This window comes from Thalassococcus profundi, from assembly GCF_003344785.1.
Taxonomy (GTDB): domain Bacteria; phylum Pseudomonadota; class Alphaproteobacteria; order Rhodobacterales; family Rhodobacteraceae; genus Puniceibacterium; species Puniceibacterium profundi.
Window position 1 is genome coordinate 1 of the sequence record NZ_QPMK01000009.1, and the last position, 21,811, is coordinate 21,811.

Here is a 21,811-nt window from a genome sequence, read left to right on the forward strand (position 1 = left end):
TCAAGGGCCAGGGCATCTACTGCTACGTGACCCTGATGAACGGGGTCGAGCCTTCGGACGAGCTCACCAAGGAACTGCGCACCTGGGTGCGCCAGGAGATCGGCCCGATCGCCAGCCCGGACCTCATCCAGTGGGCCCCAGGCCTGCCGAAAACCCGCTCCGGCAAGATCATGCGCCGCATCCTGCGCAAGATCGCCGAAAACGACTACGGCTCCTTGGGCGACACCTCCACCCTCGCCGACCCCGATGTCGTCGACAACCTCATCGAAAACCGCATGAACCGGGGGTGAGGGCGATGGACGGTAGCAAAACCTTGAAAACCCCGCCGGTCTTCATCCTTCTCGGCCCCCCGGGGGCCGGGAAAGGCACCCAGGCGCGGATGCTCGAACAGGATTTCGGCTTCGTGCAGCTTTCCACCGGTGACCTGCTGCGCGCCGCCGTCAAGGCGGGCACCGAGGCCGGAAAACGCGCCAAGGCGGTGATGGAGGCCGGCGCGCTGGTCAGCGACGACATCGTCATCGCCATCCTGCGCGACCGGCTGGCGCAGCCCGACACGGCGCGCGGCGTTATCCTCGACGGCTTTCCCCGCACCACCAAGCAGGCAGAGGCGCTCGACCGGCTGCTGTCTGAGAACGGCCAGAAGATCGACGCCGCGATCAGCCTCGAAGTGGATGACGACGAGATGGTCACGCGCGTTTCGGGCCGCTTTACCTGCGCGGACTGCGGCGAGGGCTACCACGACCGCTTCAAGCCGACCCGCGTCGCGAACACCTGCGACGCCTGCGGCAGCACCGAGATGACCCGGCGCGCCGACGACACCGCGGAAACCGTGTCGAGCCGGCTCGAGGCCTATCACGCCCAGACCGCGCCGCTGATCTCTTATTACGACGGCCAGGGCGCGCTGACCCGCGTGCCCGCCATGGGCGCCATCGACACGATCGCCAAGCGGCTGCGGTCGCTTGTCAAGGATACCATCCAATAACCCCCGTCCGGGGGCATCAAGAGGAGGAGGACACCTCATGACGGACAAACCGCAACGGTCCGCGCTGGAGATTTCGGAGGCCGACAAGGCCTACTGGAAATCCAACGTGCGGATCATTCTCATCAGCCTCGTGATCTGGGCGCTGGTCAGCTTCGGCTTCGGCATCCTGCTGCGTCCGATGCTTTCGGGCATCAGCGTCGGCGGCACCGACCTTGGCTTCTGGTTCGCCCAGCAAGGGTCGATCCTGGTCTTCCTGGCGCTGATCTTTTTCTACGCCTGGCGGATGAACAAGCTCGACCGTGAATTCGGCGTCGAGGAGGAATAACCAATGGATCAGTTTACCATCAACCTGCTGTTCGTGGGCGCAAGTTTCGCGCTCTACATCGGCATCGCGATCTGGGCCCGCGCGGGCTCCACGTCGGAATTCTACGCCGCCGGACGCGGCGTGCACCCCGTCACCAACGGCATGGCGACTGCGGCGGACTGGATGTCGGCGGCGTCGTTCATCTCGATGGCGGGGCTCATCGCCTTTACCGGCTACGACAACTCCACCTACCTCATGGGCTGGACCGGCGGCTACGTCCTGCTGGCGCTGCTACTGGCACCCTACCTGCGCAAGTTCGGCAAGTTCACCGTGTCCGAGTTCATCGGCGACCGGTTCTACAGCCCGACCGCGCGCCTGGTGGCGGTGATCTGCCTGATCGTGGCCAGCCTGACCTACGTCATCGGCCAGATGACCGGCGTGGGCGTGGCCTTTGGCCGCTTCCTCGAGGTGGACAACACCACCGGCCTCCTGATCGGCGCTGTCGTCGTCTTTGCTTACGCGGTCTTCGGCGGCATGAAGGGCGTGACTTACACGCAGGTGGCGCAGTACGTGGTGCTGATCATGGCCTACACGATCCCGGCCGTCTTCATCTCCCTGCAGCTGACCGGCAACCCGATTCCGGGTCTGGGCCTCTTCGGCACCGACCAGGCAAGCGGCGAGCCGCTGCTGGCGCGTCTCGACCAGATCGTGCGCGAGCTGGGCTTCAACGAATATACCGCCCACAATGGCGATACGTTCAACATGATGCTTTTCACCCTGTCGCTGATGATCGGGACCGCCGGTTTGCCGCACGTCATCATGCGCTTCTTCACCGTGCCGCGCGTCGCCGACGCACGCTGGTCCGCGGGCTGGGCGCTGGTGTTCATCGCGCTTCTGTACCTCACGGCTCCGGCGGTGGGTGCCATGGCACGGCTCAACATCACCGAGCAGTTCTGGCCGAACGGGACGGACGGCGAAGCTGTGAGCCTCGAGACCATCGCGGACGATCCGGCCTATGACTGGATGGCGACCTGGCAGCAGACCGGCCTTCTGGGCTGGGAAGACAAGAACGGCGACGGCCGTATCCAGTACTACAACGACGCCTCGCCCGCGATGCAGGAGAAGGCTGCGGGCGAAGGCTGGAGCGGCAACGAGCTGACCAACTTCAACAACGACATCCTCGTTCTGGCAAACCCCGAAATCGCCAACCTTCCGGGCTGGGTGATCGGTCTTGTCGCGGCGGGCGGCATCGCGGCGGCGCTGTCGACGGCGGCGGGCCTGTTGCTGGCGATTTCGTCGGCGGTCAGCCACGACCTCATCAAGGGACGGTTCAAGCCCGATATCTCGGAAAAGGGAGAGCTGCTGTCCGCACGTATCGCCATGGCGATCGCGATCGTCGTGGCCACGTACCTGGGCCTGAACCCGCCGGGCTTTGCCGCGCAAACCGTGGCGCTGGCCTTCGGCCTTGCGGCGGCGTCGATCTTCCCGGCGCTGATGATGGGGATCTTTTCGACCAAGGTGAACAACCGCGGCGCGGTGGCGGGCATGCTCGCCGGCCTGATCGTGACGCTGGTCTACATCTTCCTGCACAAGGGCTGGTTCTTCATCCCGGACACAAACTCCTTCACGGATGCGGACCCGCTGCTGGGCACGATCAAGTCCACCTCGTTCGGCGCGGTCGGTGCGGCGATCAACTTTGCCGTGGCCTACATCGTGTCGGGCATGACCAAGCCGGTTCCGCAGCACATCCAGGAACTGGTGGAAAGCGTGCGGATCCCGCGCGGCGCCGGGGCGGCTCAGGACCACTGAGCCCCTCCCCTGACAAAGGCAAAGGGCCGCTCTTCGGAGCGGCCCTTTTTTCGTGCGATGCCGGGACATTTTCATCTGCCGCACGCGCATGAAAAAACCGCGCCCGAAGGCGCGGTTTTCTCTGTCTTCGTATGGCTGGATCAGGCGGCGCGACCGACCAGGACCTCGTCCACCTGCTTGGCCGCGGCCAGTTCGTCGCCGCCGGAAACGGCGGCCACTTCACGGGTCAGACGCTCCAGCGCCGCCTCGTAAAGCTGACGCTCGGAATAGCTCTGCTCGCGCTGGTCGTCGGCGCGGTGCAGGTCGCGCACCACCTCCGCGATGGCGATCAGATCGCCGGAGTTGATTTTTTGCTCATATTCCTGCGCGCGGCGCGACCACATCGCCCGCTTGACCTTGGCCTTGCCCTTCAGAGTCTTCATCGCCTGGTTCACGACGTCGGGCGAAGACAGCGAACGCATGCCGATCTCGGACGCCTTGTGGGTCGGGACCCGCAAGGTCATCTTGTCTTTTTCAAAGGAAATGACGAAGAGTTCCAGCGAGATGCCGGCGATATCCTGCTCCTCGATCGACACGATCTGTCCGACGCCATGGGCGGGATAGACGACGTAATCGTTGGGGCGGAATTCGGATTTCTTCGACTTGGTCATAGAGTGGTTCCTCACAGGCTCACCCGCGCACAGGCGACAAGAAAGGCGACCGGAAACACGTATATCTCCGTTCACCTTGGATCATGGACGTTGGTTATGTCACCGGGGGCAGACAGACCCGGTTCGCAGCGCGTGGTGTTGTCATTTGTGATATGATCATACCACAAATTTCGCATACTTCCTAGCAGCATGCGATGCTGGCGAAATATGACAGTTTTACAACGGCTTGCCGCCGGACATTACCGCAAAACGGCGGCAAGACGGGCGTGCCGCTCGAATCAAGCTCAGCCGCCCTCGCCCGGCGCCTCGGAAAAGAGCTCCATCTTGCCGGGTTTGCCGTCCATTTCCTCGGCGGTGGGCAGCGGGTCCTTCTTGGTGATGATCACGGGCCACATCTCGGAGTACTTCCGGTTGAATTCAACCCATTTTTCCATGTCCGGCTCGGTGTCGGGCCGGATCGCATCGGCGGGGCATTCCGGTTCGCAGACGCCGCAGTCGATGCATTCATCGGGGTGGATCACCAGCATGTTCTCGCCCTCGTAGAAACAATCCACGGGGCAGACCTCGACGCAGTCGGTGTATTTGCAGGCGATGCAGGCATCGTTGACGATATAGGTCATTGGGCGTTCCGTAATCCGTTTGACCGCCTAGCTAGAACAGTGCGCGGGATCATTCAAGCGCCTGCCCGCGGGTTTGATCGAGGCGCCTGCGGTCGCGCTTGGTGGGGCGGCCTCCGCCATCGTATTTCGGCGCGGCGGCTTGCCCGGGATCCGCCGCGTCGCGGGGCTGCGGCGGGTCCAGGTCGGTATAAAGCGCCTGCGCCTCTGATGCCGGGCCGCGGCGGGTTCCCAACGCCTCGACCCGGATCACGCGGACATCACGTTCCTTGGAGAAGGTCAGCACATCGCCCGGCGCCACGCAGAACGCCGGTTTCGAAATCCGCTGGCCGTTGACGCGGATCCCGGAAGTCACGGCCTTGGCGGCGAGGCTGCGGGTCTTGAAGAACCGCGCCTGCCAAAGCCACTTGTCCAGCCGAAGCTTGCCCGCCGGGTCCGCCAATTACGACTTGTCCTTGAGCCCCATCAGAGCTGCGGCAAAGGGATTGTCCGGGTCGATCGGCTTTTCCTTGCGCGGCGGACGCGCCTCGAAATTCTTCGGCCCCGGCTTGCCGCCGTCCTTGCCGCGCGGCTTGCCCTTGCCCTTCGGACCGCCCGCGGATTTCCCGCGCGGCTTGCCGTCCTGGGTCTGACCCCTACCCTGTCCTGGTCCTTGGCCTTGCCGGCGTCCACCGCCGCCTTCGCGGCGCGGGCCGCGATTGCCGCCCCGGTTGCCACCCCAGGTGAAGGTGTAGAAGCTTTCCATCTCGGGCGCTTCGATTTCGGCATCGGGGGCCGTGCCGGGGGGAACGTCTTCGGCAGACACGTCCGCGACCGGATCCTCGGGCGCGGGTTCCGCCGGCTCCTCCGAGATCGGCGCTTCGCCCGCATCGGGGATCGCGGTGACCTCTTCGGGTGCTTCCGGGGCTGCGTCGTCGACCTCGGGCGGCGCCACGACGGCTCCGGCCTCGGCGCTCTGTCCCTCGTCGAAAACCGGCGTGTCGGCATTCTCCTCGGCGGGGGTCTCTTCGACCGGACGCGCGACCTCGGCCTCGGCGTCTTTGGGCACGACCGCATCGACGGGCTTGACCTTGATCCGCTCGCCGGCCTCGGCCTTGTAGCCCAGCCCCTGCATCAGGTCCGCGAACTGTTCCAGCGTCAGGCCCGTGATCGACAGCATGTCGGCCTTGGCCTCGAACCCGCCGCGGCTGTCCTCGGCACGCAGGAGATCCGCCAGTCGCTCCAGCATGTCGATCCGGATGGCGCGCTGCCCGGACTTGCGGTAGCCCGCGATCAAGTAGTGTTCAGCCGGGATGCCGTCGATATTCGGCACGGTCACCAGCCCCGGCGGCGGCGCTTCGGGGAAATGGTCGAGCCCGCGCGCGAGGCTCCAGAGCACCAGACGCAGCCGCGTCGGCGCGGGTTTCAGCAGCAGCGGCATGAAGATCGTGTATTGTCCGAAGCGGATACCGTGCTTGCGCAGGCTCGACCGGGCGTCCTGGTCCAGCGCCTTGACCTCGTCGGCCACCTCGGCGCGCGACAGGATGCCCATCGCCTCGACCATTCGGAAGCCGAAACCGCGGGCGAGACCCGTCAACGTCTCGTCGTGCTGGATGTTCAAGAGCGGCTCGAACAGCGCGGCGATCTTGCGGTCGATGAAATGCTGCAACCGGCGCTGCACCTTCTGCGCCACGTCCGGCCCTGCCTCGTCGTCGACAAAGGCCTTGACCCGCGGCTTCAGCGCATCGTCCCCGGCCTCGAGCTTGCCAACCGCTTCGGTGCCCCACATCAGGCCACCCTGTTCGGTAAAGTCGATCTCGGTATCGGGCGCATTGTAGAACCGGTCGGCGCGCAGATGGAAATGCGGCGCCAGCGCCTGGATCGACGCGGTCTTGAGCGTCTTGGCCTCCTGTCCGGACGCCTCCTTGTCCTGGCGGAACCGGAACCCTTCGAGCTTACCGACGAATTCGCCTTCGACGGTCACCTCACCCTTGTCATTCACTTCGGCCAAAAGGGCCTCCTTCTGCTTCAACCGGCGAAGCAGCACGCTGGTCCGCCGGTCTACAAATCTTTGCGTCAGACGGTCGTGCAGCGCATCCGACAGCCTGTCTTCTACAGCGCGCGCACGGTCGCGCCAATGGCTTTCGTCATTCACCCATTCCCGGCGTTGCGCCACGTAGGTCCATGTGCGGATAAACGCCAACCGCCGCGACAGGGTGTCGATGTCCCCCTCGGTCCGGTCGATCCGGTTGATCTGTCGTGCCAGGAAATCGTCGGGGATCACCCCCCTCTGGTGCAAATGACCAAAGATAACGTCCAGCAGGCCCGCATGTTCCGCATGGCTGATGCCGCGGAAATCGGGGATGCGGCAGACGTCCCACAAGAGCTTGACCGACGCCGGGTCGGACGCCCGTGCGGCCACCTCGGCCTGGGCGCTCAGCGCCTTCAGCGCCTGCAGGTCATCCGCCTCGCGCGCCTTGACGAGCCGGTCGTCCTTCGGCGACTCCTCGAGCGAGGCGATCAGCGTGTCGATGCTGCCGAAGCGCAGGTCGGCGTTGCGCCAGTTGAGCTTGCGCAGCGGGGTGAAGCGGTGGTTGCAGATCGCCTCGGCCCACTCATCGGGGATCGGCCCCGCCTCGCCCGTCACGCCAAAGGTGCCGTGGCTCATGCCGCGCCCGGCCCGGCCCGCGATCTGCGCCAGTTCGTTCGGTTGCAGCGGCCGCATCCGCCGCCCGTCGAATTTCGTCAGCGCCGAAAAGGCGACGTGGTTGATGTCGAGGTTGAGCCCCATTCCGATGGCATCGGTCGCGACAAGGTAATCCACGTCGCCGTTCTGGTAGAGGTCCACCTGCGCGTTGCGGGTCCGCGGGCTGAGCGCGCCCATCACCACCGCCGCCCCGCCCTTCTGACGGCGCAAAAGCTCGGCGATGGCATAGACGTTCTCGACCGAGAAGCCGACGATGGCGGTGCGCGCCTGCAAGCGGCTGATCTTCTTCGAGCCGGTATAGCCCAGTTGGCTCATCCGCTCGCGACGCACGAACTCCACCCCCGGCACCAGTTCGGCAATCGGCCCGCGCATGGTGTCAGAGCCGAGGAACAGCGTCTCGTGCTGGCCGCGCATCCGGAGCAGCCGGTCGGTGAAGACATGGCCGCGCTCGGGATCGGCGCAAAGCTGGATTTCGTCAACGGCGACGAAGTCGGTGCCCATGCCCTCGGGCATCGCCTCGACCGTGCAGATCCAGTAGGTCGCGCGCGGCGGCACGATGCGTTCCTCGCCGGTGACAAGCGCCACCACGCCCGGGCCACGGGCCATGACGACCTTGTCATAAACCTCGCGCGCCAGAAGCCGCAAAGGCAGGCCGATCATGCCGGTGCGGTAGCCGAGCATCCGGTCGATCGCGTAATGGGTCTTGCCGGTATTGGTCGGGCCGAGAACGGCCGCGATCCGCGCGCGTGTGGACATCACCGCCCCTTGCTGGCCCTGTCAGAGAGCCGTGCCGTCGATTTGCGCGGCGAGGCGCTGCATCGCCTCGGTCACTTCGGGATCATGCGGCCGCAGTTCCAGAACCCGTTCATAGACCTGGTGCGCCAGCGCCGGGCGCTCGGTCTGTTCGAAAATCGCGCCGAGGCCGCGCAGCGCGCCGAAATGCGCGGGGTTGAGCGCCAGCACATGCTCCAACGCATCCGCCGCAGGGCCGTACAGGTCTTCTGCGTAATACGCACGGGCAAGGCCCTGCCAGCCCTCGGCAAACTCCGGCGCGTGATCGGTCAGCGCGGTGAAATGCTCGATCGCGGCGTGGGTGTCGGAAACCTCCAGCGCATCGCGCCCGCGCTTCAGCAGAAAGTCCATCGCGGCAGAGCCGGACTTGGACCACTCCAGTTGCAATTCCCGTTCCAGCCGCGCGGCCTCGGCCTCGTCCGCGTCGCGCAGCTGCATCAGCAGCTCCGCCGCACGGTCCGACTCTGCCGGCTCCCCGACCTGCTGCGCGGAGAGGTCCTGCGGCAGAAGTAGGGAAATCGTGACTAGAACGGCAAATGCCGTGACGGTAGATTTGAATTTCATCGCACCCATGCTCATAACACCTCTGAGTGTAGCGTCTGTGCTGGGAATTGCCAGCATCCGAAAAGGCAAAACACACGACACGCAGATGACAATCCAGGGAGACCCCGCATGAGCGATTACGTGACCGAAGCCGTCAAGGCGATGAACGAAAAGATGGACGGCCAGGGCTTTGACGGTACGGCGAAATTCGAGATCGCCGGCGAAGGCAGCTTCATCGTCGACCAGAACGGCGCGCATGCCGGCGACGAGGATGCCGAGGTGACGCTTTCCGCCGATGCGGAGACCTTCAAGTCGATTCTCGACGGCGACCTCGACCCGACCTCGGCCTTCATGTCCGGCAAGCTTGCCATCGACGGCGACATGGGCAAGGCGATGCAGCTGGCGCAGGTGCTGAACTGATGGATCTGGCGCCCGCCCCCTTCCACGCCGACCTGGCCGAAGGTCCGGCGGGCGCCCGTGCACACTGGGTGCACACCTCGGACGGCCTGCGCATCCGGCTGGGCCATTTCCCGGCGGAAGAGCCGCGCGGAACGGTGCTGCTGTTCCCGGGCCGCACGGAGTATATCGAGAAATACGGTCGCACCGCGTCGGACCTGGCGGCGGGCGGCTATGACACGCTCTGCATCGACTGGCGCGGCCAGGGGCTGGCCGACCGCCTGCTCGAGGACGTGCGCACCGGGCACGTGCATGTGTTCGAGGATTACCAGCGCGATGTCGCCGCCATGGTCGACACCGCACGTGCGCTGGACCTGCCGCGCCCCTGGCACCTCATTGCGCATTCCATGGGCGGCTGCATCGGCCTGCGCGCCGCGATGGACGGGCTGCCTGTGGCCTCCTGCGCCTTTACCGGCCCGATGTGGGGCATCCGCATCTCGGGCGCAATGCGCCCCGCCGCCTGGGCGCTGAGCTGGGGGCTGGGACATCTGGGGCTCGGCCATATGGTCGCGCCGGGCACCAAGTCCGAAAGCTACGTGCTGGCGCAGCCCTTCGATGACAACCAGCTGACCACCGATGCCGAGATGTTCGACTACATGCGCCGCCAGGTGCAGGCCGAGCCGGGCTTCGGCCTGGGCGGCCCGTCGCTGCGCTGGCTGCACCAGGCGCTGGCCGAATGCCGCGACCTCGCGCGGCGGCCCTCGCCGACCCTGCCCTGCATCGCCTTCTGCGGCACCAACGAACGCATTGTCGACCTGGCCCGCATCCAGGATCGCATGGCGCGCTGGCCCGGCGGCCGGCTCGAGATGGTGGCGGGCGCGGAACACGAGGTGTTGATGGAATCCGCCGCCCTGCGCCGCAAGGTGACCGACGCGATCCTCGACCTCTTCGACGGCGCAGGGCATCCTGCGGCAAGATCGGCCTGACCCCCGGCGCCTTGGCCCACCGGACACCACCGGACACCGAATTCCGCGCGCGCCCCCTGTCCGACGCCGCCTGCGGGCCTATTCTTGGCTTATGCGCGATCCGGTCCTCACCTTCACCGACCGGGGCATCTACTGCCCCGCAGGCGACTTCTTCATCGACCCCTGGCGTCCCGTCGACCGGGCGTTGATCACCCATGGCCATGCCGATCACGCGCGGTCCGGCCATGCCCGTTACCTCGCCACCCATGCCGCCGGTCCGGTGATGCGCCACCGGCTGGGCGAGATCGTGATCGAGGGCGCCGATTACGGCGAAACGCTGCGGCTGGGCGACGCGATCGTGTCGTTCCATCCCGCCGGCCACATCCCCGGATCGGCGCAGATCCGGGTCGAGGTGGGCGGCGAGGTCTGGGTTGTCTCTGGCGATTACAAGCTGCTGGACGACGGCCTGTCCGAACCGTTCGAGCCGGTCCGCTGCCACACCTTCATCAGCGAATGCACCTTCGGCCTGCCGGTCTTCAAGTGGACCGCGCAGGAAGTGGTGGCCCGAGACCTCAACGACTGGTGGCGCGGCTGCGTGGCTGAAGGACGTACCGCGATCCTCGGCGCCTATTCGCTGGGCAAGGCGCAAAGGCTGATGCGAATGCTGGATGCGGAGATCGGCCCGATCCTGACCCATGGTGCCGTGGAGGGCACAAACCGGGTACTGCGCGACCAGGGGCTTTCCCTGCCCGACACCGTGCCCGTGACGCCCGAAACGAAGATCAAGGATCACCCCGGCGCGCTGGTGCTGGCACCGCCCGCGGCCCTTGGCTCGGCCTGGGCGCGGCGCTTCGGCCCCGCCTCGACCGGCTTTGCCTCGGGCTGGATGCGGCTGCGCGGCGTGCGGCGGCGGCGCGCGGCGGACCGCGGATTTGTCATCTCGGACCATGCGGACTGGCCGGGCCTCCTGCAGGCGATCACTGATACCGGCGCGGAAAATGTCTATGTCACGCATGGTTACACGGACATCTTCGCCCGCTGGCTGAACGACCGGGGCTGGAACGCGAAAGTTCTGCCAACCGAATTCGGCGGTGACGAGGACGAGGCAGAGGCCGCCGCATGAAGGACTTTGCCCAGCTCATCACCACCATCGACCAGACCACGAAAACCAGCCTGAAAACAAAGGCTTTGGCCGAATATTTCACCCGCGCGCCGGACGACGACAAGCTCTGGACCATCGCGCTGTTCTCGGGCCGCCGCCCGAAACGTGCAGTCAACACCACGCAGTTGCGCGAATGGGCGGCGGAGCGCGCGGGCCTGCCCCTGTGGCTGCTCGAGGAAAGCTATCCCATCGTCGGCGACCTGGCCGAGACCATCGCGCTGATCCTGCCCAAAGCGGAGGGGTCCTCTGACCGCTCTTTGACCCATTGGATCAACTTCTTGCGCGCCCTGTCTCAGGCGCCGCAGGAAGACCGCAAGCCGCAGATCCTTGCCGCCTGGGACGAGTTGGACGACACCGAGCGGTTTCTCTTCAACAAGCTCATCACCGGCGGCTGGCGCATCGGGGTGAGCCAGAAGCTGATGACCCGCGCGCTCGCGGAGGCCACCGGGCAGGACGAGGCGAGCCTCGCGCACCGGCTGATGGGCGGCTGGACGCCGGACGACGTGAGCTATCACAACCTGATCGAGGCCGAGGACAAGGCCGCCGACCTCAGCCGGCCCTATCCCTTCTACCTGGCCTACCAGCTGGCCGACGGACCCGACCCGCTGGGCGATCCGGGCGACTGGCAGGCGGAGTGGAAATGGGACGGCATCCGCGGCCAGCTGATCCTGCGCATGGGCGAACACCACGTCTGGTCGCGCGGCGAGGAACTGATGACCGACCGATTCCCCGAACTGGCCCGGGCGCGGGATTTCCTGCCCGACGGCACGGTTCTGGATGGCGAGATCGTCGCCTGGGACGGCACCCAGCCGCTGCCCTTCAACACGCTGCAAAAGCGCATCGGGCGCAAGACCGTGCCGAAGAAGCTGCTGACCGAGGCGCCGGTGATCCTGCTGGCCTACGACCTGCTGGAAGCCGACGGCAAGGATCTGCGCGACACGCCCCTGCGCGACCGGCGCGCCGCCCTGAAAAAGCTGATCGACCCCCTGCCCGCCGACGCCCCGCTGCGCGTCTCCGAAGCCATCGACTTTGCCGACTGGGAGGCGTTGGCGCAGACCCGCGCCACCGCCCGCGACCGGCGCGCAGAAGGGCTGATGCTGAAGCGTCTCGACAGCCCTTACCTTGCGGGCCGCAAGAAGGGCGACTGGTGGAAATGGAAGCTAGACCCGCTGACCATCGACGCGGTGATGATCTATGCCCAGCAGGGTCACGGGCGGCGCGCCAACCTCTTTACCGACTTCACCTTCGCGGTCTGGGACGGCGATGCGCTGGTGCCCTTCACCAAGGCCTACTCGGGCCTGACGGACGCGGAATTCGGCAAGATCACCGCATGGGTGCGGAAGAACACCCAACAACGCTTTGGCCCCGTGCGGCAGGTCACGCCGCACCACGTCTTCGAAATCGCCTTCGAAGGCATCCAGGAAAGCCCGCGCCACAAGTCCGGCGTCGCCCTGCGCTTTCCTCGCATGAGCCGCTGGCGCCACGACAAGCCGCTGGCCGAGGCCAACACGCTGGACGATCTCAAGGCGATCCTGTCGGCCTACGGCTGATCCGGGCCGCCTGCGCGCACAAACCGCATGACCCTGCCCGTCCGATCCGCTATCACGGGCCCGCAACCGGCGGAGCGCTCCATGACCCAAGACCTCGCGGCCTTCCTCGCCTCGGTCCATCCCTACAACGCCATCGACGCCGCGGCGCTGGACAATTTCCTGCCTGCCTTCCGCACCCGGTCCTACGCCGCAGGCGCCGCGATCTACGACTTCGGTGAACCGCTCGAAGGGCTCTACCTGATCCGTTCGGGCGCGGTCGAGATCACCGACGAGGCGGGAAACACCGTGTCGCTTCTGTCGGCGCGCAATTCCTTCGGGGAACGCGGGCTGACCCGCGACGGCCTTGCCGCGACCACCGCGCGGGCGACCGAGGACACCGACCTGCTGGTGCTGCCCAAGGCCGATTTCCTGCGGCTCATCGAAACCCAGCCGCCCGCCGCACGGTTCTTCGACCGCTCCCGGCCCGCACGCCCCGCCCGGGCAGAGCTTGCCACCAGCCGCATCGACACGCTGATGACCCGCGACCCGCTGACCTGCGGTCCCGATGCAACGGTGCAAGAGGCCGCGCAGGCCATGCGCGCCGCCCGCGTGTCTTCGATCTGCGTGACCGAGGGCGCGCGGCTGACCGGCATCATCACCCTGCGCGACCTCGGCAACAAGGTGGTGGCGGAAGGCCGCGACGCGGGCACGCGGGTCAGCGCGGTGATGACGCCCGACCCGATGACCCTGCCGCCCGGCGCCGTGGGGTCCGACGTGCTGCACCAGATGATGGAGCACCGCATCGGCCATGTCCCCGTGACCGAGGGCGGCACGCTTCTAGGCATCGTCACACAGACCGACCTCACGCGGTTCCAGGCGCTGTCCTCGGGGCACCTGATCCGCGACATCGCCGGCGCCGAGGATGTGGACGGGATGGCCGCCGCCACCGCGCGCATCCCGGCACTGCTGGTGCAACTGGCCGCCGCGGCGACGCGGCACGAGATCACCACGCGGCTCATCACCGACATCGCCGACGCGGTCACGCGCCGTCTGCTGAAGCTGGCCGAAGAGACGCTGGGCGCGCCGCCGGTGCCCTACCTCTGGGCCGCCTGCGGTAGCCAGGGGCGGCAGGACCAGACCGGCGTGTCCGACCAGGACAACTGCCTGATCCTGAGCGACGAAGCGACGGACGCACATATGGGCTATTTCGCCGACCTCGCCCGCTTTGTCAGCGACGGGCTAAATGCCTGCGGCTACGTCTACTGCCCCGGCGACATGATGGCCACGAACCCGCGCTGGTGCCAGCCGCTGCGGGTCTGGCGCGGCTATTTCGACGGCTGGATCCGCACCCCCAGCCCCGAGGCGCAGATGCTGGCCTCGGTCATGTTCGACCTGCGGCCCATCGGCGGCACCCGGGCGCTGTTCGACGCGCTGCAAAGCGGCACGCTGGAAAAGGCGTCGAAGAACTCGATCTTCGTCAATCACATGATCAACAATTCGCTGACCCACACGCCGCCGCTGGGGCTCCTGCGCGGCTTTGCCACGATCCGGTCGGGCGAGCATCGCAACACCGTGGACCTCAAGCACAACGGCGTCGTGCCGGTGACGGACCTTGCCCGCATCTACGCGCTGCGCGGGCAACTGCGCCCGGTCAACACCCGCGCCCGGATCGAGGCCGCGCGCGCCGCCGGTCTGGTCAGCGCAAGCGGCGGGCAGGACCTGCTCGATGCCTATGACGTCATCGCCGAGACGCGGCTGCAGCACCAGGCCGCGCGGATCAAGGCGGGCGAGGCGCCGGATAATTTCCTTGCACCGAGCACGCTTTCGGATTTTGAAAGAGCGCACCTGCGCAACGCGTTCGTGGTGGTGAAATCGCTGCAATCGGCGCTGGGACACGCGCGGCGGACCTGAGCCGCGCCGCCGAGGGAGGAGAGGCCATGTTTCTGGAACTGATCGCCGTGGCGGTCGCGGGGTTTGCCGGGGCCGGTGCGATCATGGCGCTGCGGCTGGTGCTGGGCGACCGGCTGCCGCGGTGGCTGGTCCCGGTTGGCGCGGGCCTCGCCATGCTGGCCGCCACCATCAGCAGCGAATACAACTGGTTCTCGCGCACCGCCGGTGCCCTTCCCGAGGGCGTGGTGGTGGCCGACAGCGTGACCGATACCGCGCCCTGGCGGCCCTGGACCTACCTCGTGCCGCTCACCGACCGCTTTGTCGCCGTGGACACCGGAAACCTGGTGCAGAACGAGGAACAGGGGCTCTACATGGCCGACCTTTACTTCTTCGGGCGATGGAAACCGGTGCAGTCGGTGCAGATGATGATCGACTGCGCCGATGGCCGGCGGGCCGATCCGGCGCTGGGCGACGGCTCGGATCCGGTCTGGCGCGATGTCGGCAGCGAAGATCCGATCGTGCGCACCGTCTGTTCCGGAGGATAGCGCCATGCCCCGCCTTTCGGTCCGCCAACGCGTGTTCCTGACCTTCGCGGGGCTGGCCGTGGCCGCGCTGGCGATGCTGGCGCTGGCACTCTGGGGCGGGCAGAACCGCGCGGCCACGGGCGCCAACGGCTATCTCTTCGCCTTCATCCTCGGCGGCTTCGGCCTTGTGGGCATGATCGCCGGGGTGTGGCTGATGTTCGATGAGACCATCGCCAAACCCGTGGACCGCATCGCCGCGGACCTGCGCAGCCGCACCCATGCGGGTCTGTCGCATCCGATCGACCCCGCCACCGCAAGGCACCTTGGCGACCTCGGCCCCGCCGCCGACGCCATGACCCGGGCGCTGAGCGCCAGCACCGTGGACGCTGCGCAAAGGGTCGCGTCCGAGACCGCGCGACTCAGCGCCGAGGCGAAACGGCTGACCGCCCTCCTGACGGAAATCCCGGTGGCCACGATCCTGTGCAGCGCCGACGACCGGATCGTTCTCTACGACGGACAGGCGGCGCAGGTGCTGGCGCAGATCGCCGTGCCGCGGCTGGGGGCGCGGCTGGGCGCCTATTTCGATGCCCGCGCGATACAGGCGGCGCGCGGCAAGCTGGCGCGCAGCGGCAAGGACGTGAGTTTTGCCGCCTCGGGCATCGACGGCGCGCAAAGCTTCGAGATGCAGATGAAGCACATGGACGGCGGTGGCTACCTGCTGATCATCGACGCGGCGACGGTGCGGCTGGCGCCCGAGGGCAACCGCCCGCTGACCTTCGATTTCGACCTGCTGGACCGCGCCCCCGCCCTGGCTCTGGCCGAGACGCCGCTGCGCGCCTTGTGTTTCGCGGTCTTCGATACCGAGACCACGGGGCTTCTGCCGCACAAGGACGAGATCGTGCAGATCGCCGCGCGCCGCATCTTCGGCGGTCGGCTGGTCGAGGGCGAGGTGCTGGACATGCTGGTCGATCCCGGGCGGCCGATTCCCCCGGCGGCGACCAAGGTGCACGGGATCAGCGATTTCATGGTGGCGGGCAAACCGGACCCGGACGCGGCGGCGCGCGCCTTTCACCATTTCTGCGAGGATGCGGTCATCGTCGCGCATAACGCGCCGTTCGACATGGCCTTCCTGCGCCGCCGGTCAGCGCAGAACGGGCTGACCTGGGATCATCCGATCCTCGACACGGTGCTGCTGTCGGCGGTGCTTTTCGGGGCGGCGGCACCGCATACCCTGGACGCGATCTGCGAGCGGCTCGACGTGACGATCCCCGCCCGCGCGCGCCACACCGCGCTTGGCGATGCCGAGGCCACGGCGCGGGTGCTGCTGCGGATGCTGCCGATGCTCGAGGCGCGCGGGCTCGACACCTTCGGCAAGGTGATCCGCGAGACGACCCAGCACGGGCGTCTCTTGCAGGACCTCAACGCCGCGCCGCAGGCCTGACACCGGAAACGCGAAACGTCTCACCCCGAAACAGGTCGCCGACCGCCGCGCGACATCACCGATGCCAAAGCGTCGGACGGGCTGATTCAAGCTGACGTCCAGGAAACAGAATCGCCCCGGACCACTGGCCCGGGGCGTTTTTCATGTCTGCGGACCGGGTCAGCGACCGATCGACCACCAGCCGCGCTTCTTCGGCTTGGCGTCACCCTCGTCGCTGCCGGCCTCTGCGGGTTCCAGCGGCTTGTCCTCTGCCGCAGCCGGCTCCGGCGTCGGCGTGGGCTCCGGCATCGGCGCGGGCTCCGGCATCGGCGCGGGCTCGGGCGCTTCTTCGCTCACCACGTTGAGCTCTTCCTCGACCGGCGGCGCCACCGGGGCGGCGGTGCCTTCGTCGGGCTGCTCGATGGCCTCGGGTTCGGCCAGCGCGCCCTGGTCGAGCGCCGCATCCACCGGCGCGGGCGCCTCCTCTGCGGGCTGCGGCTCTTCAGCGACCGGTTCGGGCGCCGGGGCCTTCTTGCGGCTGCGCGAGCGCTTGGGCTTGGGCGCCTCCGCGGCCACGGCCTCCTCGGCGGCGGGGGCGGCCTCCTCGGCGGGGGCCTCCTCGGCCAGTGCGGCCTCCTCGGTCTTCTTCGACCGGGACCGCGAGCGGCTGCGCTTGGGCTTCGGCGCGTCCTCGGCAGGCGTTTCCCCCGCGACGGTTTCGGACTGGGCGGCCTCGGACTGCCCGGAGTCGGCCTCGGCGGTTTCCGGCTGTGCCTCGCTCTCCTGCTCCGCACCGGAGTCCTGCGTGTTCCCGTTCTCGCCGTTGTCCCCGTTATCCGAGGATTTGCTGCGGCTGCGGCGGCGGCGGCGGCGTCGCTTCTTCGGCTTGCCGTCTTCCTGGCCGTTCTCGCCGGTGTCGGACGGGCTCTGCGCCTTGTCTTTCTGGGCATTCGCGGCGGCGGCTTCGGCCGCCTCTTCGGCGGCGGCCTCGGCTTCGTCATCGTCCCAGGCCGATCCCTGGTCCTCGTCCACCTGATCCATCAGCGAGGTGTCGACCGACACCACCTGGCCGATGGCCTCGGGCACGGAGCGGGTCGCGGTCTTGAATTTCTCCATGGAGAAATCCGGGCTGACCAGATGCGCGTCGCCTTCGATCCGCACCGCCATGCCGTAGCGCAGCTCGATCTGGGCGATGTGTTCGCGTTTCTGGTTCATCAGGTAGTTGGCGATGCCCACCGGGCATTTCACCAGCACCTCGCGCGAGCGTTTGCGCACGCCTTCCTCTTCGATCTGGCGCAGCACCTGCAGGGCGAGGTTGTCGTCGGACCGGATGAGGCCGGTGCCATGGCAGGACGGGCACGGCGCCGTCGTCGCCTCGATCATGCCGGGGCGCAGGCGCTGACGGCTCATTTCGAGCAGGCCGAACCCGCTGATCCGCCCCACCTGGATGCGGGCGCGGTCGGTCTTGAGCTTGTCCTTGAGCTTCTTCTCCACGGCGGCGTTGTTCTTGCGCTCGTCCATGTCGATGAAGTCGATCACGATCAGGCCCGCAAGGTCGCGCAGGCGCAGCTGACGCGCCACTTCCTCGGCGGCCTCGAGGTTGGTCTTGGTCGCCGTTTCCTCGATCGAGCCTTCCTTGGTGGCACGCCCGGAGTTCACGTCGATGGCGACCAGCGCCTCGGTCACGCCGATGACGATGTAGCCGCCGGATTTCAGCTGCACCGTCGGGTTGAACATCGAGCTGAGGTACGATTCGACCTGGTAGCGCGCGAAAAGCGGCATGGCGTCGGCGTAATGCTTCACGTTCTTGGCGTGGGACGGCATGATCATCTTCATGAAGTCCTTGGCGATGCGGTAACCGCGCTCGCCCTCCACGAAGACCTCGTCGATCTCGCGATTGTAGAGGTCGCGGATCGAGCGTTTGATCAGGTCGCCCTCTTCGTAGATCTTTGCGGGCGCGATGGATTTCAGCGTCAGCTCGCGGATCTGCTCCCACAGGCGCTGCAGGTATTCGTAATCGCGCTTGATCTCGGTCTTGGTGCGCTTGGCGCCGGCGGTGCGGATGATCAGACCCGCGCCCTTCGGCACGTCGATCTCGCTCGCGGTGGCCTTGAGCTTGGAGCGGTCGGCGGCGTTGGTGATCTTGCGGCTGATGCCGCCGCCGCGGGCGGTGTTGGGCATCAGGACGCAGTAGCGCCCGGCAAGGCTCAGGTAGGTGGTGAGCGCCGCCCCCTTGTTGCCGCGCTCTTCCTTGACGACCTGTACCAGCAGGATCTGCCGGACCTTGATGACTTCCTGGATCTTGTAGCGGCGGGCACGCGGCTTGCGGACCGGGCGCAGGTCTTCCTCGGTGTCGTCGTCGGCGACGCTTTCGATGTCGCTGTCCTTGTCGGACGCGCTCGGGGCGTCGTCGTCCTCGGCATCGTCGCCGTCGTCGGACTGGTCGTCGGCGGGCTCTTCCACCGGCGTTTCGGCCACGGTCTCCATCGGCGACAGGCCTTCGGCATCCTCGGATGCCTCGGTCTCCGAGATCTCGTCCTCGCCAAGGTCGATGGTTTCCATCCCGGCGATGTCCTGCGTCGCGGTTTCGTCCTGCGACGTCGACTTTTCGGCCTTGGTGGCACTGCGCGACCGCGAGCGGCTGCGCGGGGAGCGCTTGGGCTTCTCGTCCTCGTCCTCGCGGCGCTGCGCGTCGGCCAGCGCCTGCTCTTCCTCCATCAGCGCCTGACGGTCGGCGATGGGGATCTGGTAGTAATCCGGATGAATTTCGGAGAACGCCAGGAACCCATGGCGGTTGCCGCCGTAATCGACGAAGGCCGCCTGTAGCGACGGTTCGACCCGGGTTACCTTTGCGAGATAGATGTTGCCAGCAAGCTGGCGTTTGTTCTCGGATTCAAAATCGAATTCCTCGACCTTGTTTCCGTCCACCACCACGACGCGGGTTTCCTCCGCGTGGGTGGCGTCGATAAGCATTTTCTTAGCCATATGATCCAATTGCACACCCATATGGCGCCCGGCCCCCGTGAGGGCAGCGCATGCGGGTGGTGTCTTGTCTGAGCGAGGGGATGCGCGCAGACGGGCACGGACCTTGACGGGTCTGCCATGTGCCTCACTGTCGTCGCGCGCTTCATCGCGGTTCTTCTCCGACGCATGTCGCGGGGTGTGAGCCCGGCTGCGCCCATTATAAGCCCGTCGCTGTCGCGTCCGGGCGGACTTGCTGGCCCTGGGGCCTGATCGGTCTGTCCAGAGATCGGGGCTGTGCCCTGAAACCGTCTGTCCAGCGAAACTCTCGTGTGGCGCCTCCGTTCGGGACGGAGCGCAGCCTGACAGACAGCATAATGCCAGCGGATGCGAAATGACAATGGGCAATCGACGACAACCTGACGCCAATGCGCGACAGGTCGGGGATGCGGGCGGACACCGGCTGCGTGGCGCCGATTCCTCAGATTGGACATGCGGTTCTACCAGAATGGACAACTCGCGCGTTGCCGCTGCCGCGGCAGGGTTTCTAATCGGCCAACGGAGGAGACCAGACATGCGACATTCACCTTGCGACGATTCCCGGCGGGCGGTGCGCTGATGCGGGTGGGGTTTGTTGGGCTGGGACGGATGGGCGCGCACATGGCGCGCAACCTCGCCGGCGCCGGGCACGAATTGACGCTGTGGAACCGGTCCGCGCACAAGGCCCATGCCCTCGGCGTTGAGATTGGCTGCGCCGTTGCCGCGACGCCGCGGGCCCTGTCGGACAGTGCCGACGTGGTGGTCACGATGCTGGCCGACGATCCGTCCTCCGAGGCGGTGCACGGCGGGACCGACGGGCTTTTCGCCGGGGCCGCGCGTCTCTTCGTCGAGATGGGCACCATGAGCCCCGGCCACATCGCCCGGCTGGTGGCCGACGCCCCAACCGGTGCGCGGGTGATCGACGCGCCGGTCTCGGGGGCCACGCAGGCCGCCGCCGATGCGCAACTGCTGATCATGGCGGGCTGCACGCCCGAGGAGGCGACACCCCTCGCCCCGCTTTTCGATGCCCTTGGCCGCAAGACGCTGTGTCTCGGGTCCGCGGGCAGCGGCGCGGTTATGAAGCTGGCGGTCAATTCCCTGATCCACGGGCTTAACCAGACCCTGGCCGAGGCGATGAGCCTCGCGCAGGCCGCGGGCATCGCCCCCGACGCCGCCTTTGACGTGATCGAAGCCAGCGCCGCCGCCGCCCCGATGCTGAGCTACCGCCGGCCGCTTTATCTGGACGAGGCCGCGCACGAGGTGACCTTCACCGTGGCGCTGGCGCGCAAGGACATGGAGGTGACGGCGGAGCTGGCAGAGGCTCTGGGCACCGCGATGCCGCAAGGGCTCATCACGCTCGACACCCTCAGACAGGCCGAGGCGCAGGGATACGGCGCCCGCGACATGGCCGCGATCCTGACCTACATGCGAAAGGAGATCTCATGAAAGCCGCATTGTTCGTCGGTGGATGGGAAGGCCACACCCCCACCCATTTCGCCGACTGGTACCGCGACCTGCTGACCGCGAACGGGTTCGAGGTCGATGTCTACGACACGCTGGAGCCGCTGGAGCGGCCCGAAGGGATGGCCGACGTCGACCTGATCACGCCGATCTGGTCCTCGGCCCGGTCCGGCCACCAGGAAGAGTTCGGTAACATGACCAAGCCACAGGAAGACGGGCTGTTGCAACTCATCGGCAATGGCTGCGGTCTGGCGGGCTGGCACGGGCACATGGGCGACGCCTTCCGCGACCGGCCGACCTATCATTTCCTGATCGGCGGTCAGTTCGTGGCGCATCCGCCGGGCTGGCCCGACAACCTGCAGCCGCGCGAGGATTACATCGACTACGACGTGACGATCTGCAAACCGGACGATCCCATCGTGCAGGGCATCCGCAGCTTCCGCCTGACCACCGAGCAGTATTACATGCTGGTCGATCCGTCGAACGAGGTGCTGGCGACGACGACCTTTTCCGGCGATCACCTGTGGTGGATCGAGGGCACGGTGATCCCGGTGGTCTGGAAACGCCGCTGGGACAAAGGCCGGGTATTCTACTGCTCCATCGGGCACGAGCTCGACGACCTGAAGGTGCCGCAGGTGACCGAGATCATCCGCCGCGGCGCGCTCTGGGCGGCGAAGGGCAGAACGGCCTGAAGGGAGGCTTATGGCGTTTCGCGTAAAATCTGGATCACCAACGCCGCCTGAACTTAAAGGTATCAACGCGTCAGGTGATGCATCTCGATTCACGTCAAACGCAAAACGCTCTGGCTGCGCCGCGCGTCATCATGCGCGCCTGCAGCCGCGCATCCAATGCCCGGCGACCGGGTTCGGCCTTGCCACCCCTCCTGCCGGGAGCGGCAAGGCCGAACCACGGCACGGCGATTTGGCGGGGCTGTCGCACCGTCTACAGAACGCCCGGGCTGGGCAGGCACCGGCTCGATCGTCGCAGACGAACATCGAAAGCCGCACGACACGTCGCAGGCGCCGTGCCAGCCCCGCACCCGAATGCGGCGTTCGGGTTTCGCCAGGCACGCAGCCGAAAC

The 21,811-nt window shown here is 66.9% G+C and carries 19 protein-coding genes; 13 read left to right on the plus strand and 6 right to left on the minus strand.

What is annotated here, in order from left to right; genetic code table 11:
* From DU478_RS12555 to DU478_RS12570, 4 genes are all read left to right on the plus strand, one after another.
* A partial coding sequence (locus tag DU478_RS12555) for an AMP-binding enzyme (protein ID WP_407703162.1) occupies positions 1 to 290 on the plus strand: 290 nt, incomplete at its 5' end.
* A gap of 5 nt (positions 291 to 295) precedes the next feature.
* A complete protein-coding gene (locus DU478_RS12560) occupies positions 296 to 982 on the plus strand; it encodes an adenylate kinase (protein ID WP_114511320.1) in 687 nt (228 codons plus the stop codon).
* A 37-nt stretch (positions 983 to 1,019) separates the two neighbouring features.
* Entirely contained in the window at positions 1,020 to 1,307 is a 288-nt protein-coding gene (locus tag DU478_RS12565) for a DUF4212 domain-containing protein (RefSeq protein WP_114511321.1), read from the plus strand.
* A gap of 3 nt (positions 1,308 to 1,310) precedes the next feature.
* Positions 1,311 to 3,095: a sodium:solute symporter family protein gene (locus DU478_RS12570; RefSeq protein WP_114511322.1), complete on the plus strand. Its 1,785-nt coding sequence runs from the start codon at positions 1,311 to 1,313 to the stop codon at positions 3,093 to 3,095.
* Positions 3,096 to 3,235: 140 nt separating this feature from the next.
* Here the strand turns inward: DU478_RS12570 and DU478_RS12575 are convergent, their stop codons facing one another.
* From DU478_RS12575 to DU478_RS12595, 5 genes are all read right to left on the minus strand, one after another.
* Positions 3,236 to 3,745, minus strand: a complete 510-nt coding sequence (locus DU478_RS12575) for a CarD family transcriptional regulator (protein WP_114511323.1) — start codon at positions 3,743 to 3,745, stop codon at positions 3,236 to 3,238.
* Positions 3,746 to 4,029: 284 nt separating this feature from the next.
* Positions 4,030 to 4,365: a ferredoxin FdxA gene (gene fdxA / locus DU478_RS12580; RefSeq protein ID WP_114511324.1), complete on the minus strand. Its 336-nt coding sequence runs from the start codon at positions 4,363 to 4,365 to the stop codon at positions 4,030 to 4,032.
* A gap of 49 nt (positions 4,366 to 4,414) precedes the next feature.
* Positions 4,415 to 4,804: an RNA-binding S4 domain-containing protein gene (locus DU478_RS12585; RefSeq protein WP_114511325.1), complete on the minus strand. Its 390-nt coding sequence runs from the start codon at positions 4,802 to 4,804 to the stop codon at positions 4,415 to 4,417.
* Positions 4,805 to 7,804: a helicase-related protein gene (locus DU478_RS12590; protein ID WP_114511326.1), complete on the minus strand. Its 3,000-nt coding sequence runs from the start codon at positions 7,802 to 7,804 to the stop codon at positions 4,805 to 4,807.
* A 21-nt stretch (positions 7,805 to 7,825) separates the two neighbouring features.
* A complete protein-coding gene (locus DU478_RS12595) occupies positions 7,826 to 8,404 on the minus strand; it encodes a tetratricopeptide repeat protein (protein WP_233501225.1) in 579 nt (192 codons plus the stop codon).
* A 108-nt stretch (positions 8,405 to 8,512) separates the two neighbouring features.
* On the opposite strand from DU478_RS12595, the gene DU478_RS12600 reads away from it, so the two are divergent.
* The 7 genes from DU478_RS12600 (at position 8,513) to DU478_RS12630 (ending at position 16,290) form a co-directional block, all read left to right on the plus strand.
* The gene (locus DU478_RS12600; RefSeq protein WP_114511327.1) at positions 8,513 to 8,803 is read left to right on the plus strand and encodes an SCP2 sterol-binding domain-containing protein; all 291 of its coding nucleotides are present in this window, start codon (positions 8,513 to 8,515) and stop codon (positions 8,801 to 8,803) included.
* Positions 8,803 to 9,765: an alpha/beta fold hydrolase gene (locus tag DU478_RS12605; protein ID WP_114511328.1), complete on the plus strand. Its 963-nt coding sequence runs from the start codon at positions 8,803 to 8,805 to the stop codon at positions 9,763 to 9,765. The genes DU478_RS12600 and DU478_RS12605 overlap by 1 nt, the downstream gene beginning before the upstream one ends.
* Before the next feature lie 91 nt (positions 9,766 to 9,856).
* Entirely contained in the window at positions 9,857 to 10,867 is a 1,011-nt protein-coding gene (locus tag DU478_RS12610; protein ID WP_114511329.1) for a ligase-associated DNA damage response exonuclease, read from the plus strand.
* A complete protein-coding gene (locus tag DU478_RS12615; RefSeq protein WP_114511330.1) occupies positions 10,864 to 12,456 on the plus strand; it encodes an ATP-dependent DNA ligase in 1,593 nt (530 codons plus the stop codon). The genes DU478_RS12610 and DU478_RS12615 overlap by 4 nt, the downstream gene beginning before the upstream one ends.
* A gap of 81 nt (positions 12,457 to 12,537) precedes the next feature.
* Positions 12,538 to 14,346, plus strand: coding sequence for a DUF294 nucleotidyltransferase-like domain-containing protein (locus DU478_RS12620; RefSeq protein WP_114511331.1), 1,809 nt, complete (start codon positions 12,538 to 12,540; stop codon positions 14,344 to 14,346).
* 26 nt (positions 14,347 to 14,372) lie between these two features.
* The gene (locus DU478_RS12625; protein WP_114511332.1) at positions 14,373 to 14,870 is read left to right on the plus strand and encodes a hypothetical protein; all 498 of its coding nucleotides are present in this window, start codon (positions 14,373 to 14,375) and stop codon (positions 14,868 to 14,870) included.
* A gap of 4 nt (positions 14,871 to 14,874) precedes the next feature.
* Positions 14,875 to 16,290, plus strand: a complete 1,416-nt coding sequence (locus tag DU478_RS12630; protein ID WP_114511333.1) for a 3'-5' exonuclease — start codon at positions 14,875 to 14,877, stop codon at positions 16,288 to 16,290.
* 159 nt (positions 16,291 to 16,449) lie between these two features.
* Here DU478_RS12630 and DU478_RS12635 read toward each other — a convergent pair whose 3' ends face one another.
* The gene (locus tag DU478_RS12635) at positions 16,450 to 19,254 is read right to left on the minus strand and encodes an Rne/Rng family ribonuclease (protein ID WP_114511334.1); all 2,805 of its coding nucleotides are present in this window, start codon (positions 19,252 to 19,254) and stop codon (positions 16,450 to 16,452) included.
* A 594-nt stretch (positions 19,255 to 19,848) separates the two neighbouring features.
* Between DU478_RS12635 and DU478_RS12640 the strand changes: the two genes are divergently transcribed.
* Together DU478_RS12640 and DU478_RS12645 are read left to right on the plus strand one after the other, a co-directional pair.
* Positions 19,849 to 20,715: an NAD(P)-dependent oxidoreductase gene (locus tag DU478_RS12640; RefSeq protein ID WP_114511456.1), complete on the plus strand. Its 867-nt coding sequence runs from the start codon at positions 19,849 to 19,851 to the stop codon at positions 20,713 to 20,715.
* The gene (locus DU478_RS12645; protein ID WP_114511335.1) at positions 20,712 to 21,422 is read left to right on the plus strand and encodes a ThuA domain-containing protein; all 711 of its coding nucleotides are present in this window, start codon (positions 20,712 to 20,714) and stop codon (positions 21,420 to 21,422) included. The genes DU478_RS12640 and DU478_RS12645 overlap by 4 nt, the downstream gene beginning before the upstream one ends.
* Positions 21,423 to 21,811 lie beyond the last annotated feature (389 nt).

Excerpts from the sequence above, each read along its gene's own strand:
- fdxA (WP_114511324.1), bottom strand. The coding sequence starts at position 4,365 with ATGACCTATATCGTCAACGATGCCTGCATCGCCTGCAAATACACCGAC.
- DU478_RS12560 (WP_114511320.1), top strand. The coding sequence starts at position 296 with ATGGACGGTAGCAAAACCTTGAAAACCCCGCCGGTCTTCATCCTTCTC.
- DU478_RS12625 (WP_114511332.1), top strand. The coding sequence starts at position 14,373 with ATGTTTCTGGAACTGATCGCCGTGGCGGTCGCGGGGTTTGCCGGGGCC.
- DU478_RS12590 (WP_114511326.1), bottom strand. The coding sequence starts at position 7,804 with ATGTCCACACGCGCGCGGATCGCGGCCGTTCTCGGCCCGACCAATACC.
- DU478_RS12645 (WP_114511335.1), top strand. The coding sequence starts at position 20,712 with ATGAAAGCCGCATTGTTCGTCGGTGGATGGGAAGGCCACACCCCCACC.
- DU478_RS12595 (WP_233501225.1), bottom strand. The coding sequence starts at position 8,404 with ATGAAATTCAAATCTACCGTCACGGCATTTGCCGTTCTAGTCACGATT.
- DU478_RS12610 (WP_114511329.1), top strand. The coding sequence starts at position 9,857 with ATGCGCGATCCGGTCCTCACCTTCACCGACCGGGGCATCTACTGCCCC.
- DU478_RS12570 (WP_114511322.1), top strand. The coding sequence starts at position 1,311 with ATGGATCAGTTTACCATCAACCTGCTGTTCGTGGGCGCAAGTTTCGCG.
- DU478_RS12565 (WP_114511321.1), top strand. The coding sequence starts at position 1,020 with ATGACGGACAAACCGCAACGGTCCGCGCTGGAGATTTCGGAGGCCGAC.
- DU478_RS12630 (WP_114511333.1), top strand. The coding sequence starts at position 14,875 with ATGCCCCGCCTTTCGGTCCGCCAACGCGTGTTCCTGACCTTCGCGGGG.
- DU478_RS12620 (WP_114511331.1), top strand. The coding sequence starts at position 12,538 with ATGACCCAAGACCTCGCGGCCTTCCTCGCCTCGGTCCATCCCTACAAC.
- DU478_RS12635 (WP_114511334.1), bottom strand. The coding sequence starts at position 19,254 with ATGGCTAAGAAAATGCTTATCGACGCCACCCACGCGGAGGAAACCCGC.
- DU478_RS12615 (WP_114511330.1), top strand. The coding sequence starts at position 10,864 with ATGAAGGACTTTGCCCAGCTCATCACCACCATCGACCAGACCACGAAA.
- DU478_RS12600 (WP_114511327.1), top strand. The coding sequence starts at position 8,513 with ATGAGCGATTACGTGACCGAAGCCGTCAAGGCGATGAACGAAAAGATG.
- DU478_RS12605 (WP_114511328.1), top strand. The coding sequence starts at position 8,803 with ATGGATCTGGCGCCCGCCCCCTTCCACGCCGACCTGGCCGAAGGTCCG.
- DU478_RS12640 (WP_114511456.1), top strand. The coding sequence starts at position 19,849 with ATGCGGGTGGGGTTTGTTGGGCTGGGACGGATGGGCGCGCACATGGCG.
- DU478_RS12575 (WP_114511323.1), bottom strand. The coding sequence starts at position 3,745 with ATGACCAAGTCGAAGAAATCCGAATTCCGCCCCAACGATTACGTCGTC.